The organism is Pseudotamlana agarivorans, assembly GCF_001642835.1.
GTDB lineage: Bacteria > Bacteroidota > Bacteroidia > Flavobacteriales > Flavobacteriaceae > Pseudotamlana > Pseudotamlana agarivorans.
In genome coordinates, this window is record NZ_LXEI01000003.1 from 60,881 (window position 1) to 77,010 (window position 16,130).

The following is a 16,130-nucleotide window of genomic DNA, read 5'->3' on the forward strand; positions in this document are numbered from 1 at the left end:
ATGCTCAAACTTTTTTTAGGTTTAGAGTGGAAGTCTTTTTTTAGATCGGCAAGTTTTGGTAAAACCTTAGGGTTGAAAATAATAATGGGCTTTTTTGCATTATATTTTATTGTAATGTTTTTAAGCCTTGGTATTTCAGCTTTTTTTATTTTAAAAGAAACCTACCCTAACCAAGAGCCTTTATTTGTTGTAAATAGCTATTTGTTTTACTGGTTTTTGGGCGATTTGGTTGTGCGCTTCTTTTTTCAGAAACTTCCGGTTATGTCTGTGAAGCCTTTATTAACCTTACCTATAAAACGCCATAAAATCGTAAATTATGTTTTATGGAAGTCAACCGTAGCATTTTTTAACTTTTTACCTTTATTTGCCGTAATTCCTTTTGGGTTAACTTTAATTTTTAACGGTTATCCAGCTGGGAATGTCATCATCTGGATGTTAGCATTGCTGCTACTCACGTTAATAGTTAACTTCTTAAATTTTATTATCGAAAGTCTTAGTGCTCAAAGCGAACTGTCGGCCTTGCCAATAGTTGTCATTTGTTCCGTATTATTTGGCTTAGATTATTTTCAAATTTTATCTATTTCAAACCTTTTCGGAAGGGCGTTTTATGCGATTTATGAAAGCCCAATATTTATAGTAGTTCCTATTTTGGTTTTAGGGGTTTTATATCGTATAAATTTTAAGATGCTTTGCCAAAAATTATTCTTAGATAGCGGATTGAAAACCAGGGTTGAAGAGGTGAAGTCGTCCAATTTAGAATGGACTAATTATTTTGGAGATATGGCACCATTTATGCAGCTGGATTTGAAATTAATCTGGCGTAATAAACGCACAAAATCTTCCGTTTGGATGCTAGTTCTAGGGTTGTTTTATGGGTTGTTTTTTTATACGAATGAAAAGTATATTAATGCACCATGGATGTATATCTTTATAGGTGTTTTTTCTACAGGGAGTTTTTTAATCAATTTCGGGCAATTCATTCCGGCTTGGGATAGCACATATTACAAGCTTTTAATGAGTCAGAATATTAAATATGAAAAGTATTTAAAATCGAAATTTACCTTAATGGCACTTAGCGTGATTATCCTTTTCGTATTAGGTATTCCTTACGTGTATTTTGGGTGGAAAATTCTATTGGCTCATTTTGCTTCAGCCATTTATAATATTGGGGTGAATACTCATGTGATGCTTTATGGTGGTTCATATAATCGAAAAAAGATAGATCTTAATCAAAAGGCAGCGTTTAACTATCAAGGTACAGGCGCTATGCAATGGTTAATAGGTATTCCTCTGCTTGTGGTGCCTATGGTTGTTTTCGGGCTACTTTATTACTTTTTAAATTTTGAGTATGCCTGTGCAATTATTGCTGGCTTAGGGGTTGTAGGAATTGTTTTACACGACAAGTTATTGGGTATAATAACCTCGAAATATTTAAAATCAAAATACGAAATGATTCATGCTTTCGAGCAAGATAACTAATTGAAAATATGATTACGACTTCTAATTTAACTAAAAAATATGGAGGCACTCAGGTTTTAAGTATTGCGTCTCTAGAAATTCCTAAAGGTCAAAGTTTTGGCTTAGTAGGAAATAACGGCGCTGGAAAAACCACATATTTTAGTTTGTTACTCGATCTAATTAAGCCTTCGACAGGCTTTATAAATTCTAATGGCGTTCAAGTTAGTACGAGTGAAGATTGGAAGTCTTTTACGTCATCCTTTATAGATGAAAGCTTTTTAATCGGGTATCTTACTCCCGAAGAATACTTTTATTTCGTTGGGGAATTGCGAGGGCAGAATAAAGCTGATGTAAATAAGGTTTTGCTTCAGTTTAAAGATTTTTTTCATGATGAAATATTAGGAAAAAGAAAATATTTACGCGATTTAAGTAAAGGAAATCAGAAGAAAGTGGGTATTGTAGCAGCTTTAATAGGGAATCCTGAAGTGGTTATTTTAGATGAACCCTTTGCTAATTTAGATCCAACAACCCAGATCCGTTTAAAATCTATAATCAAAGATATTGCCGAAACACAAGGGGTTACCGTACTTATTTCAAGTCATGACTTATTGCATATTACCGATGTTTGTGAGCGTATTGTTGTTCTAGAAAAAGGTGAAATTATTAAGGATTTAGAAACCAATACAGAGACTTTAAAAGAATTGGAAGCGCATTTTGCAAATTAGTTTCCTTTTTAAAAGTGATTACATTATTTAGGTTAATTCAAAAAGATGCTTATTTTTACCCCTATATATAATAATTACAAGCCTTTGTAGTTATTATTAAGACTAAAAAAACCAGCGTTGAAAACATTTTTTAAAGTCTTAGTAACCTGTGTATTTTGTGCCTTATTCGCCTTAAGTTGCTCCAGGAAAAAAGACAAATTTATTAGTAGAAATTATCATGCCGTTACAGCCGAATACAATGTGCTTTTTAACGGTTATAATGCTTTAGAGGCTGGTAAATCTACTTTAAATGCTTCTTATTTTGATAATTATTGGGACGTTCTGCCTGTAGAGCGCATGCAGATTTCTGAGGAAATTTTACTTCCTGGTCAATCTCGAAACGAAAATTTCACCATCGCTGAAGACAAAGCGGCAAAAGCCATTCAAAAGCATAGTATGCATATTGATGGTAAAGAAAAAAATCCGCAAATGGATGAGGCTTACCTGTTATTAGGTAAGGCACGATATTTCGATCAGCGTTTTATTCCAGCTCTAGAAGCATTCAATTACATTCTCTACAAATACGCGGCTAGCGATAAAATTAATCAGGCGAAAATTTGGCGCGAAAAAACCAATATGCGCTTAGATAATAATGAATTGGCTATTAAAAATCTAAAACGCTTGTTGCGATATGCCGATATAGAAGGTCAAGATTTAGCCGATGCCAGCTCAACTTTAGCTCAGGCATACATTAATACCCAAGTTATAGATACTGCAATTACAAAATTAGGTGTTGCAGCGCAGGCTACTAAAAGCCATGATGAGCGTGGTCGTTATCTTTTCATTCAAGGGCAGTTGTATAATGAATTGGGGAAAAAGGATAGTGCTAATATGGCTTTCGATAAGGTTATTGCTCTCAAACGTAAAACACCAAGAGTATATTGGGTAGTAGCACACCTAGAGAAAATTAATAATTTCGATTTTGAAAATGGCGACAAACTAGCCATGAGCGAAATGCTTACCGAGCTAGAGGAAAACAGAGAGAATCGTCCATACTTAGATAAGATCTATCACCAAATTGCAGTGTATCATTTAAGAAATGGATCCGAGTCCATAGCCAATCGTTATTTCAATAAATCTTTGCGAACCAATACCAAAGACACTTATTTAAAGGCTAAAAATTATGAAATTCTAGGTGATATGAATTTTGATAATTCTGTTTATGCTAAAGCGGGACAGTATTACGATAGTACCATGATGAATATGACCGAAAATTCTAAACCTTTTCGCGTCATGAAAAGGAAGCGGGATAATTTAGAGGATGTCATATTGTATGAAGGTATTGCAAAGGTTGATGATAGCATTATTGGCTTAGTAAACATGTCAGAGGCCGATCGTCAACAGTATTTTACTGAATATGTTACCGAGCTAAAACTTAAAGACGAAGCACTTAAAGCTCAAGAGGAATCAGCGAAGCGTAATAGTGGACTAGTAACTGTAAACAATCCAGTTGGTGGGGTGCGTACGGGAAGTCCAGATCAGGCACCTTTGTTTTATTTTTATAACCCCACAACGGTCGCTTACGGAAAAAACGAGTTTGTTAAAGTTTGGGGCGATAGGGTTGTTGAAGATGATTGGCGTTTGTCGAGCAAAGGCATTGCGGTAGGTCCAACCGTTGCAGAACCTGTTGCTGTTGCAGAAACGGCTTCCGATGAAGAGCGATTTGATCCGGAATTCTATATTTCAAAAATTCCTTCAGATAAAACGGTTATTGATAGCATTTCTAAAGAGCGCAATTATGCCTATTATCAGTTGGGATTAATCTATAAGGAGAAGTTTAAAGAATACGAGTTGTCTAAAGATAAATTTCAGGATTTATTAGAAAGCGATCCAGAAGAGCGCTTAGTGTTGCCTTCGAAATACCATTTATATAAAATTTATGAATTGCTAGGCGAAACCGATGAAGCTGAAATCGCAAAAAAAGAGATTATTTCAAAGTATCCCGATTCTCGTTATGCTCATATTTTAGAACATCCGGAGTTGGTAACTGATGCAGATGAAAATAGTCCGCAGTATATTTATGAGAAATTATACGAACAGTATGAAAATCAGCAGTTCCAAACGGTAATTTCAAAATGTGAAGAATATATTAACCGTTTTGATGGGGATCCCATTGTGCCAAAACTTGAATTGTTAAAAGCATCGGCCTCAGGACGACTAAATGGGTTTGAAGCTTATAGCGAGGGAGTCAATCGAGTAGCCGTAGAATATGCCAATACCGAAGAAGGTAAACAAGCCAAGCACATCGCATCAAAAGTTTTACCAAAACTCGCATCGAAGGAATTTGTTGCCGATGTAGATGGCGTTCCAGAACATTACAAGGTTGTTTTTAGTTTTACAGATGAGTCTGACGAAACCATTTCAAAATTTAAAACCACTTTAGATGAGGTATTAAAAAACATCAGTAATTATTACGTGTTAAAATCCTCTATAGATGTTTATAATGCGAATACTTCATTTGTGGTTGTTCACGGTTTAAACACCAAACAACTTGCAGAAACATTTCATCAAATCCTACTTAGTAAAGATAAGAGTAAAATTAACGTCCCCTATTTTGTAGCATCGTCTACAAACTATCAAATTATTCAAATTCATAAAAATTTGGATGATTATATGAATCTCTACAATAAATAACTTAACCAGATTATGTTTTCAGATAATAAAAAAGAAAAAACCATGGCAGAAGGCGGATCAAGTCAGAATTTAATAGCACAAGGCACAAAAATAGTTGGTGATTTAGCCAGTGAAGGTGATTTTAGAATCGATGGTACGATTGAAGGTAATATAAAAACGACAGGAAAAGTAGTCGTTGGTAAATCAGGATTAATAAAAGGAACTCTAGATGGTACCGATGCGTACTTTGAAGGGAGCTTCTCAGGGAAATTAACCTTGTCTGGCACATTAACACTAAAGTCTTCAGCACGTATTGAAGGTGAAGTGGTTTCAGGAAAATTAGCTGTCGAGCCAGGCGCTACATTTAATGTAACCTGTTCTATGAATGGCACAGGAATAGGATCTCAACATGGACAACAAAAATCAAAAGCCGAAAAATCAGCTTAATAAATACGTAAGGTTTACTTCCATAGCATTACAAATGGGGTTAACCATTTATTTAGGTAGTCTGTTAGGTGGTTGGGTCGATTCTAAATTAGGAAACACCAATCAATTATATTATAAAATCATAACATTGCTAGCTGTTTTTCTAGCAATGTTTTCTGTTATTAGGCAAGTCCTTAATATCACAAATAACGATAAGAATGATTAAAAGAATTCTCGTTTTTGCATTATGCATACTGCTGCTTTTTGCGATTTCATTAAGTGCGCATAGTTATTTTATAACCCAACCGATGGCTTTTGAGCTTTGGGAGGTCTATTTGTATCATGCTGTAGCGGCTTTTATAGTGTATGTGTGTATCGAGGGTGTATCGCATACGTTACCTAATCAAGCAGGTTATGCTTACTTGGCTTTAATGCTTTTTAAAATCGGAATTTTTGTGTTTGTTTTTAAAAGTTCGGTGTTCGAAAATGAGGCTTTAACGCGCCCAGAACGCTTGGCTTTAGTGGTGCCGTTATTTCTTTTTTTAATAGCCGAAGCTATCGGTGTTGCAAGATTGTTAAATAACCAAAAATAAGTGCTTTAAAGCTTAGAGTTGCTAATTCTAGATAACTATAAATACTAATTATAAAAAACCGCTTGCCTTTTTAAATTATTATGTACATTTGCACAAAATTTTAGAAAGCGTAATTTTTCATTAGTTTATAAAAATATGATGCTAGTAAAACAAACTACCAAGTTTATTGCAATTTTAGTTTTATTGATGACTTCAGTTTCGAGCTTTGCAAATACTCAAGAGCATGGCAATCAACATGATGAGCAGGGGAATAAAGTAGATTCTCCAGAAGAAATTAAAGATTATATTGCGCATCACTTAAAAGATTCACACGATTTTCATTTGTATACCAATAATGAAACGGGAAAACATGTTGGTTTTCCGTTGCCAGTTATTGTTTGGACTAGTGAAGGGTTAAAAACTTTTATGTCTTCAGAATTTCATCACGATGATAACGGTCAAGTTATCGTAGAAAAAGGTGGTGTTAAATTAACAAAAATTCACAGTAAAATATACGAGTTGGAAGCTGGGGCAGAAGCTGTAGCTTTTGATGATCACCATCATGCTGAAAATGCACATAAGGTTTTAGATTTTTCTATTACTAAAAGTGTTTTCGGGATGTTGTTAACAGGGGTTTTAATGCTTCTAATGTTTGTGTCTCTTGCTAGAGCATACAAAAAAGGACCTATACCAACTGGTGTTTCTAGAGCTTTAGAGCCGTTGGTAATTTATGTGCGTGACGAAATTGCACGTCCGAATATTGGTGAGAAGAAATACAGAAAGTTTATGTCCTTTTTGTTAACCGTATTCTTTTTCATCTGGATATTGAATTTACTGGGCTTAACGCCATTTGGATTTAACGTAACAGGTCAAATTGCTGTAACAGCATGTTTAGCGATCTTTACCTTAGTTATATATATGTTTAGTGGTAGTAAAGATTTCTGGGCACACACCTTATGGATGCCAGGAGTACCAGTAATATTACGTCCGATATTAGCGGTAATAGAACTTGTTGGTTTTATATTAATTAAACCATTCTCGCTTCTAGTACGTTTATTTGCCAACATTACAGCAGGACACTTCGTAGTTATGAGCTTAATTGCTTTAATGATTACGATGAAACAAGCCTTTGGCCCTGTAGCTTCTACAGGAATGTCGTTGGTATTATCATTATTTATTATGGTCATTGAAATTTTAGTGGCCTTTTTACAAGCGTTTATTTTTACGATGTTATCATCGTTATTTATAGGTATGGCTGTTGAAGAACATGACCATCATTAATAAGAATTTGTTTAATTAATATTTTAAAAATCAATTAGTATGTACAATTTAATTGGAGCAGGTTTAATCGTTATCGGAGGTGGTATCGGTTTAGGTCAAATTGGTGGAAAAGCAATGGAAGGTATTGCTCGTCAACCAGAAGCAGCTGGAAAAATCCAAACTGCAATGATCATTATTGGAGCTTTATTAGAAGGTTTAGCATTTGGTGCGTTAATCTTAGGTAAATAATCCTGCAAGAAACAAAGTAGAAGCAGCATTCTGTAACGGTTGGTTACAGAAGCTGTTTTTAAAATTAAACAAAAAAAAAGTTAAACTTATTATATAGTTACACATGGATCAGTTGTTAAATGATTTTTCTCCAGGATTGTTTTTTATGCAAGCCATCATCTTATTAATCTTAATTGTATTAATGAGAAAGTTTGCCTGGAAACCTATTTTAGATTCTTTACAAACTAGAGAAGACGGAATCAAAGATGCTTTAGATGCCGCTCAAAATGCAAAATTAGAATTAGAAAATCTTCAAGCCGATAACGAAAAGTTATTACAAGAGGCCAGAGTAGAGCGTGAAACTTTATTAAAAGATGCACGTGATATTAAAACTAAAATGATTGAAGACGCTAAAGGTGAAGCTGAATCTCAAGCGAACAAAATGATAGAGCAAGCGCAAGCTGCTATTGAAAGCGAAAAGAAAACTGCTATGGTAGAGCTTAAAAAGCAAGTAGCCGATTTATCTTTAGAAATCGCCGAAAAAATGGTGCGTAAAGAATTATCTAGCAATGACAAGCAATTAGAATTGGTGGAAACCATGCTGTCTGAAAAATCATTAAACTAATAGCATAATGGCAGGAGCAAGAGCAGCAATACGATATGCTAAAGCAGTATTAAATGTGGCATCAAATCAAGGTACAGCCGAGGTTGTAAATAATGATATGAAGCTTATCACTAATACGATTGCAGAAAGTAAAGACTTAAGCGACATGCTTCAAAGTCCTGTAGTACCGTCTTCAGTAAAAAAATCGGTTTTATTAGAAGTGTTTAATACAGCTAGTAAGGATGTGTTAAGCTTAATTGATGTTTTAATCAAAAATAACCGAATCAATATTTTCGATCAAGTGGCTTTAAAATACAGCCAGTTATTTGATGAATTAAACGGTATAGAACACGCTACAGTAACTACTGCAGTAGCTTTAACAGCAGATTTAGAACAGCAAGTTTTAGCAAAAGCTAAAGCGCTTTCTGGAAAAAATGTTGAAATTAAAAATATTATCGATGAAAGCATTATTGGTGGTTTCATCTTACGTGTAGGTGATTTGCAGTATAACGCAAGTATCGCAAATCAGTTAAACAAATTAAAAAGAGAATTTACATTAAATTAAAAAGTTTTTAGATACGTGGTAGACAACATCACCTATCTAAAGTCTAATACTAAATAACGATGGCAGAAGTAAAACCAGCTGAAATATCAGCAATCTTAGAAAAACAACTTTCAGGCTTTGAGGCAGGTGCTTCATTGGATGAAGTAGGAACTGTATTAACTGTAGGTGATGGTATTGTACGTGCTTACGGATTGTCTAACGCACAATATGGTGAGTTAGTAGAATTCGAAGGCGGGTTAGAAGGTATCGTACTTAACCTTGAAGAAGATAACGTTGGTATTGTATTATTAGGAGGATCTGTAGGTGTTAAAGAAGGTTCTACTGTAAAACGTACAGGACGTATCGCTTCTATTAATGTAGGTGAAGGTATTGTTGGTCGTGTTGTTGATACTTTGGGTACTCCAATAGACGGTAAAGGTCCTATCTCTGGTCAAACTTACGAAATGCCATTAGAGCGTAAAGCTCCTGGTGTTATTTATCGTGAGCCTGTTACCGAGCCATTACAAACTGGTATTAAATCTATCGATGCCATGATTCCTGTGGGACGTGGACAACGTGAGTTAGTTATTGGTGACCGTCAAACTGGTAAAACAACAGTTTGTATCGATACTATCTTAAATCAAAAGGAATTCTACGATGCAGGTGAGCCTGTTTATTGTATTTATGTTGCTGTGGGACAAAAAGCTTCTACAGTAGCAAATATTGCTAAAGTTTTAGAAGAAAAAGGAGCGCTTGCTTATACAACTATTGTAGCTGCAAATGCTTCCGATCCTGCTCCAATGCAAGTTTACGCGCCAATGGCGGGTGCTGCAATTGGTGAGTATTTTAGAGATACTGGTCGTCCAGCTTTAATTATCTATGATGATTTATCTAAACAAGCGGTAGCTTACCGTGAGGTATCTTTATTATTACGTCGTCCACCAGGACGTGAGGCGTACCCAGGTGACGTTTTCTACTTACACTCGCGTTTATTAGAGCGTGCAGCTAAAGTAATCAATAACGATGAAATCGCTAAAGATATGAACGATCTTCCAGATACCTTAAAACCTATCGTGAAAGGTGGTGGATCTTTAACAGCTTTACCAATTATTGAAACACAAGCGGGTGACGTATCAGCTTATATTCCAACAAACGTAATTTCGATTACCGACGGACAAATTTTCTTAGATGGTGATTTATTTAACTCTGGTGTACGTCCAGCAATTAACGTAGGTATTTCGGTATCTCGTGTTGGTGGTAACGCTCAGATTAAATCAATGAAGAAAGTATCAGGTACTTTAAAATTAGATCAAGCACAATTCCGTGAGTTAGAAGCTTTCGCGAAATTTGGTTCTGATTTAGATGCTGTAACTTTAAATGTAATTGAAAAAGGTAAACGTAACGTTGAAATCTTAAAACAGGCACAAAACGATCCGTTTACTGTAGAAGATCAAATTGCAATTATCTATGCAGGTTCTAAAAACCTGTTAAGAGATGTGCCAGTTGAAAAAGTTAAAGAATTTGAAAGAAACTTTTTAGAGTTATTACGTTCTAAGCACAGTGGTGTTTTAGCAACTTTAAAATCTGGAAAATTAACTGATGAAGTTACAGATACTTTAACAGCTGTAGCAAAAGATTTATCAGCACAATATAAAAAATAGTATAAAGTTCAAAGTTTAGAGTTATGAGTTCTTAAATGATGGTTCATAACTCTAAACTCATAACTCATAACTTGTTTTATGGCAAATTTAAAAGAAATACGTAACAGAATATCTTCAGTATCTTCAACCATGCAGATTACCAGTGCCATGAAAATGGTATCGGCTGCAAAGTTAAAGAAGGCTCAGGATGCTATTACTGGAATGCGTCCTTATTCAGATAAGCTAACTGAACTTTTACAAGGTTTAAGTGCTACTTTAGATGCTGATTCTGAAAGCAAATATTCTGAACAACGTGAGTTAAAAAAAGTGCTTATTGTAGCGATTACTTCTAACAGAGGTTTAGCAGGTGCTTTTAATTCAAATATTATTAAAGAGGTTAACCTATTAACTTCTCAGAAATATGCGAACCAAGAAGTATCTTATGTTGCTGTTGGTAAGAAGGCTAATGACGCTTTCAAAAAAACCAACCGTGTTATAGCTAACGAAAGTGATGTTTACGACGATTTAACTTTCGAGAATGTAGCTGTTATAGCGGAGTCTTTAATGGAGAAATTTGTTGAAGGTGAGTTTGATAGAATTGAAATCGTTTATAACAAGTTTAAAAATGCCGCGACTCAAATCGTAACAACCGAACAATTTTTGCCAATTGTTCCTGTTGAAGGCGAAGTTGATAATGATACTTTTTACATTTTTGAACCTTCAAAAGAAGAAATCATTGAGCAATTAATACCAAAATCTTTAAAAACTCAGTTATACGGAGGTATTAGAGATTCATTTGCTAGTGAGCACGGTGCTCGTATGACGGCTATGCATAAAGCAACCGACAATGCTACCGAGCTAAGAGATCAGCTTAAATTGACTTACAACAAAGCACGTCAGGCCGCTATTACTAACGAGATCCTTGAGATTGTTGGTGGTGCTGAAGCCTTAAATAACTAAATTCTAGAAACTAACATTAGTTTCAAACATACATTAAAAAACCTCACAAAATGTGAGGTTTTTTTGTTTTTAGAGTTGAACGCTTATTCAATAAGTGAAACTTTAAAGCGTTTCAAAATTGTTTTTAATTCTGTTTAGCGTTTCAAACTAAAATGCCCAGTATAGGTGGTGTTGTTTACGATAATAACATACCAGTAATCATCCGAATGCAGTAATTCTCCGTTGTAAGTACCATCCCATGAAAATGAATCACTTTTGCTGTGCTTTAAGAGTTTCCCAAAGCGATCAAAAATAGAGACTTCATTAATAAGGATATTGGTGCTACTTTTTAATTCGAAAGTGTCATTATATCCATCGTTGTTAGGAGTAAAAAATTTGGGAATTTCAAAGTGTAAATGTTCAAATGAACTAGTGGTATCGCAGGTATCATTTTTAACCACAATATTATAAACGCCAGAAGGCATGCTGTAAAAAATGTTTTGGCTTTGAAAACTATGTCCGCCGTCTATGGAGTATAAATAATTACCTGAATTAGACATGTAAATAACAATATCGCTTTTTTGCGACTCCACCTTATCAATTACAGGAGGATCGATTTTAGTTACTGTAAAAGTAGCTTTTCTAGACAAGCATCCGCTTTCAGTTATATCAACGCTATATTGGCCTTCTTGATTTACAGTGATACTTTCTGTGGTTTCACCGGTACTCCACAAAAAGCTTGAACCACTTGCGTTGTTGTTTGTTGTTAAAATAACAGATTCGTTTGTACATAAATCGGCGTCATAAGTTTCTGTTACGATAGTGCTTTCTATATCCCACGAACAAGTCGTATTGTTGAAAGTAGCCGTTTCCCAGCATTCTAGGTTAGTAGGTTGTGCAGGTTGCGTTCCAGAAACGTTCCACGCACATGTTGTGCTATTGAAAGTAGCCGTTTCCCAGCACTCTAAATTAGTAGGTTGCGCAGGTTGCGTTCCAGTAACGTCCCACGAACAAGTAGTAGTATTAAAGGTAGCCGTCTCCCAACATTCTAGATTAGTAGGTTGCGCTGGCTGTGTTCCAGAAACGTCCCATGCACAAGTCGCGTTATTGAAAGTAGCCGTTTCCCAGCATTCTAAATTCGTAGGTTGCGCAGGTTGGGTTCCAGTAACATCCCACATACAAGTTGTGTTGTTGAAAGTAGCTATTTCCCAACATTCTAAATTAGTAGGTTGAGCGGGTTGCGTTCCAGTAATGTCCCAAGAACAAGTCGTGTTATTAAAGGTAGCTGTTTCCCAGCATTCTAAATTCGTAGGTGATGCAGGTTGAGCCCCTGTAATATCCCACATACAAGTCGTGTTATTGAAAGTAGCTGTTTCCCAACATTCTAGGTTTGTGGGTTGTGCAGGTTGCGTACCAGTAACGTCCCACGCACATGTTGAGTTATTGAAAGTAGCTGTTTCCCAACATTCTAAATTAGTAGGTTGCGCAGGTTGCGTTCCAGAAACGTTCCACGCACAGGTTGTGTTGTTGAAAGTAGCCGTTTCCCAGCATTCTAGGTTAGTAGGTTGCGCAGGTTGCGTTCCAGAAACGTCCCACGCACAAGTTGTGTTATTAAAGGTTGCCGTTTCCCAGCATTCTAAATTAGTAGGTTGTGCAGGTTGCGTACCTGTAATCGTCCATGTACATGTTGCTGGGTCAAGTGTGGCCGTTTCCCAACATTCTAATCCTGTAGGCGGTGTTGTGGTTTGTATGTTTATTTGAAAAGTGTCAGAATACGAAATACAATTTGAATTGTTTAAATTGTTAGCATGTTCTGCAACTCTGGCGCGGTAATACATAGCGGTAGTTATACCCGATACATTTAAATCTTCAGAGGTTGAGCCTGAGATATCTGTCCAGTTTGTACCATCACTACTTTCTTCCCATTGATAAAAGTGACTGTTGAAAACAGCATGATCTGGAACCGCTGTAATGGTGGTGCTATAAGGTAAATTAGCAGGGCATACATCGACTTGATCACTTGTTCCATCGGTAACAGTAATAGAATCCCCGCAACTTCTAAATACGATATCATCGATAGCTAAATCGTTACCATAGCCTCCAATACCGTTGTTTACCATCTTTAAAACCACTTCGGTTTGTCCGGCTTGAGTCTGGAAAACGAGACCATATTGTTCCCATTTGCCAGGTTCTCCCAATAAGCTTCCATAAAAGTCGCCAGTATCTCCCGATTTAATTATGATGGTTTCTGTACTATCCCATATTTCAAAACTAACGTTACAAGGGTTTGGATAGCTCCCTCCGTGCAAGTCATCACGTGGCGTTAAGTTAAGAACCCATGAGGAAAACTCGTAGGTGGTATTCTCACAAAGCCCAGTTACCCGTAAATTAAAAAATTCACCCTTTACAAAATCTGCATTTACGAGCAGCATGCGGCCATTGGTGTCCCCCGTTGTATGGTCTTCAGTGTTAAACCAATTAAATTGTTGATAGTTCATATTAGTAACGGTATATTTCCCATCACCAAACGGAGTAGGTGGGTTACCTAAAAAGGTGTAATTGGTGGTTCCAGGAGGGGGTAAAGGAATGTGTTGTGTGGCAGATGATGGTGCTGTACCGAAATCTTCAATAAAAATTGGAGCGCCAGAGTTTCCTCCACAGAAGCCTAGTTGGGCATGTAAACTTAATATACTTATAAAAAAGAATAAAGAAGAACATAATGTTTTTCTCATTTTTAGAATTTGGGGCATGTCTAAATGTTTTAAAAAACGATATTAATTAAAAGCCTTAAAGGCAGCTGACTAAAATCTAACCTATACAGGTTTTATATTACCTTATCGATAAAATTTTGGTGAAAATTTTAAGACTTAATTAAGTAATCTGTCAAATTAATGGATAATTGTAGATTTAAAGAGGTTTTTCAACTAGACAAAAACTAACATTTGGAAGAAAATTCGTTAATATGGTTTAAAAAGCGCTTTTTTAATGAATGTATTTAAATGACGTATGCAGGATGAAAAACCATTTACCATCATGACTTTTTCCGCTTACATAATTCCTCAGAATTGATGATTTTGATTTAATTTGTGTACTTTTAGCCATCTAAATATAATCTGTTTGGGAGGACTCAAAAATTTATTCAAACAAACATTCATTTATGGTTTAGCTACGGTTTTACCTCGAATGCTCAGCTTTTTATTAGTGCCTTTATACACCACTAAGGGGGTGCTATCTTCTGTTGCCGAGTATGGTGAAGTATCGGTTATATTTTCATATTTCGTACTTTTTAATGTGGTTTTGGCTTATGGGATGGAAACCGCTTTCTTTAGGTTTTTTAATAAAGACCTCGATAAGTCTATCGTTACTAGTACCGTTTCCATATCACTCATACTTTCTTCATTCGGATTTTTCGCTATAGCGTTTCTATTCAAAGGTTATATTGCCGAATTTATAGAGATCAAGGAGCGCTATGTATCCTATGTGTTTTGGATTTTACTTTTAGATGCCCTAGTGATTATTCCATTCGCTTGGCTTAGAGCAAACGAGCAGCCTACCCGCTATGCTATAATTAAGATTTTTAATGTGATTGTGAATATTGGATTGAATATATTCTTCTTATTAGCTTTAAAAAACTTGGCTGCTAAAGGTGTTATATTTAAAAGTTTATACATCCCTAATTTTGGCGTGAGCTATATTCTAATTGCTAACGTTATAGCAAGCGGCATCACCCTTTTAATTATGTTGCCTTTTTATGCACGTTTAAAATATAAATTCGATCTCACCTTATGGAAAAGTATGATGAAATATGCCGTCCCTGTATTAATTGCTGGTGTTGCTTTTTCAATTAATGAAACTTTCGATCGTATTTTATTAAATCATCTTTTACCAGCCGATATCGCTAAAACTCAAATTGGTCTGTATTCAGCTTGTTATAAATTAGCCTTGTTTATGACTTTATTTGCTACGGCATATAGGTTGGGTATTGAGCCTTTTTTCTTTAGTCATGCTAAAGCCAAAAATCCGCAAAAAAATTATGCGCTCATTTTAGAGTTTTTTGTCATTTTTGGTTCTATCATTCTTTTAGGAGCTATTGTTTTTGTGGACCTTTTAAAAGTAATTATCGTTCGTGGTCAAGGTTATTGGGAAGCCATGTGGATTGTACCTCTAGTACTAATAGCAAACTTTTGTTTAGGAATATATCATAACCTTTCGGTGTGGTACAAAATTACAGACCGTACCCGTTTTGGAGCTTATATTTCTATTTTCGGGGCGTTGGTGACCTTAATTTTAAATTTTTGGCTCATTCCTATTATTGGTTATCGCGGCTCGGCAATCGCCACATTAGCAGCCTATGCTTCTATGATGTTTTTATCGTTTTACTTCGGAAGAAAATACTATCCTATACCGTATAATCTTAAAAAAATAGGGGTATATATGGGCAGCTCCATCATCTTGTCGTTATTATCGTTCTATGAATTTAGAGGTAATTATGTGATCGGAGTTTCAATGTTAATTGTATTTTTGGGTGTCGTATATTATTCAGAACAAAAAGTAATCAAGCAACTTTTAATAAGAAAGCATGAAGATTAAAATTATAAACAAATCCAATCATGAGATGCCAAACTACGAAACCTTGGCTTCCGCAGGGATGGATTTACGAGCAAATTTATCAGAATCAAGAGTTTTAAAACCTCTAGAGCGTAGTATTGTAGGGACCGGTTTATTTATTGAATTACCAGTGGGCTATGAAGCACAAGTGCGCCCAAGAAGTGGTTTAGCCGCTAAAAAAGGGGTTACCGTTTTAAATGCGCCAGGAACCATTGATGCCGATTACCGTGGTGAAATAGGGGTGATTTTAGTTAATCTTTCTCATGAAAATTTTACCATTCAAAATGGCGAGCGTATCGCACAATTAGTTATCGCGAAACACGAGCGCGCCGAATGGGAGGTTGTAGAAAGCCTTACCGAAACCGATCGTGGCGAAGGTGGCTTCGGAAGTACCGGGGTGAAGTGATAATAGCCCCTTTAATTCCCCAAAGGGGAAAACTCAGAAGGGGATAAAAAAAATAAAAATAATTTAAA

At 35.7% G+C, this 16,130-nt stretch carries 15 protein-coding genes; 14 read left to right on the forward strand and 1 reads right to left on the reverse strand.

Features of this window, described 5'->3' with window-relative positions:
• From A6I66_RS06080 to atpG, 12 genes are all read left to right on the forward strand, one after another.
• Positions 1-1,479, forward strand: a complete 1,479-nt coding sequence (locus tag A6I66_RS06080) for a DUF5687 family protein (RefSeq protein ID WP_067146690.1) — start codon at positions 1-3, stop codon at positions 1,477-1,479.
• Positions 1,480-1,487: 8 nt separating this feature from the next.
• Positions 1,488-2,183 carry an ABC transporter ATP-binding protein gene (locus tag A6I66_RS06085; RefSeq protein WP_067146692.1) on the forward strand — a complete coding sequence of 232 codons (696 nt, stop codon included), beginning with the start codon at positions 1,488-1,490 and terminating at the stop codon, positions 2,181-2,183.
• Positions 2,184-2,300: 117 nt separating this feature from the next.
• The gene (porW, locus tag A6I66_RS06090; protein WP_067146694.1) at positions 2,301-4,856 is read left to right on the forward strand and encodes a type IX secretion system periplasmic lipoprotein PorW/SprE; all 2,556 of its coding nucleotides are present in this window, start codon (positions 2,301-2,303) and stop codon (positions 4,854-4,856) included.
• Between the two features lie 12 nt (positions 4,857-4,868).
• On the forward strand, positions 4,869-5,282 hold the full coding sequence (locus tag A6I66_RS06095; RefSeq protein ID WP_067146696.1) for a bactofilin family protein: 414 nt from the start codon (positions 4,869-4,871) through the stop codon (positions 5,280-5,282).
• Positions 5,245-5,487: an AtpZ/AtpI family protein gene (locus A6I66_RS06100; protein ID WP_067146698.1), complete on the forward strand. Its 243-nt coding sequence runs from the start codon at positions 5,245-5,247 to the stop codon at positions 5,485-5,487. The genes A6I66_RS06095 and A6I66_RS06100 overlap by 38 nt, the downstream gene beginning before the upstream one ends.
• Positions 5,480-5,854, forward strand: a complete 375-nt coding sequence (locus A6I66_RS06105) for a DUF6168 family protein (RefSeq protein ID WP_084399524.1) — start codon at positions 5,480-5,482, stop codon at positions 5,852-5,854. The genes A6I66_RS06100 and A6I66_RS06105 overlap by 8 nt, the downstream gene beginning before the upstream one ends.
• 138 nt (positions 5,855-5,992) lie before the next feature.
• Complete coding sequence (atpB, locus tag A6I66_RS06110; protein WP_394331374.1) at positions 5,993-7,114, forward strand: F0F1 ATP synthase subunit A; 1,122 nt, start codon at positions 5,993-5,995, stop codon at positions 7,112-7,114.
• 39 nt (positions 7,115-7,153) lie between these two features.
• Entirely contained in the window at positions 7,154-7,342 is a 189-nt protein-coding gene (gene atpE, locus A6I66_RS06115) for an ATP synthase F0 subunit C (protein WP_004569351.1), read from the forward strand.
• 103 nt (positions 7,343-7,445) lie between these two features.
• Positions 7,446-7,946, forward strand: coding sequence for a F0F1 ATP synthase subunit B (locus A6I66_RS06120; protein WP_067146702.1), 501 nt, complete (start codon positions 7,446-7,448; stop codon positions 7,944-7,946).
• A gap of 7 nt (positions 7,947-7,953) precedes the next feature.
• Entirely contained in the window at positions 7,954-8,490 is a 537-nt protein-coding gene (atpH, locus tag A6I66_RS06125) for an ATP synthase F1 subunit delta (protein ID WP_067146703.1), read from the forward strand.
• Between the two features lie 59 nt (positions 8,491-8,549).
• Positions 8,550-10,130, forward strand: a complete 1,581-nt coding sequence (gene atpA / locus A6I66_RS06130) for a F0F1 ATP synthase subunit alpha (RefSeq protein ID WP_067146705.1) — start codon at positions 8,550-8,552, stop codon at positions 10,128-10,130.
• Between the two features lie 78 nt (positions 10,131-10,208).
• Positions 10,209-11,069: an ATP synthase F1 subunit gamma gene (atpG, locus tag A6I66_RS06135; protein ID WP_067146707.1), complete on the forward strand. Its 861-nt coding sequence runs from the start codon at positions 10,209-10,211 to the stop codon at positions 11,067-11,069.
• A 134-nt stretch (positions 11,070-11,203) separates the two neighbouring features.
• Here atpG and A6I66_RS06140 read toward each other — a convergent pair whose 3' ends face one another.
• Complete coding sequence (locus tag A6I66_RS06140; protein ID WP_067146709.1) at positions 11,204-13,780, reverse strand: T9SS type B sorting domain-containing protein; 2,577 nt, start codon at positions 13,778-13,780, stop codon at positions 11,204-11,206.
• Between the two features lie 385 nt (positions 13,781-14,165).
• Here A6I66_RS06140 and A6I66_RS06145 point away from each other — a divergent pair, with 385 nt between their 5' ends.
• Positions 14,166-15,638 carry an oligosaccharide flippase family protein gene (locus A6I66_RS06145; RefSeq protein WP_067146711.1) on the forward strand — a complete coding sequence of 491 codons (1,473 nt, stop codon included), beginning with the start codon at positions 14,166-14,168 and terminating at the stop codon, positions 15,636-15,638.
• Positions 15,628-16,062 (forward strand): dUTP diphosphatase, encoded by a 435-nt coding sequence (gene dut / locus A6I66_RS06150; protein ID WP_067146714.1) that lies wholly within the window; start codon positions 15,628-15,630, stop codon positions 16,060-16,062. Before A6I66_RS06145 ends, dut begins: the two co-directional genes overlap by 11 nt.
• Positions 16,063-16,130: the final 68 nt, after the last annotated feature.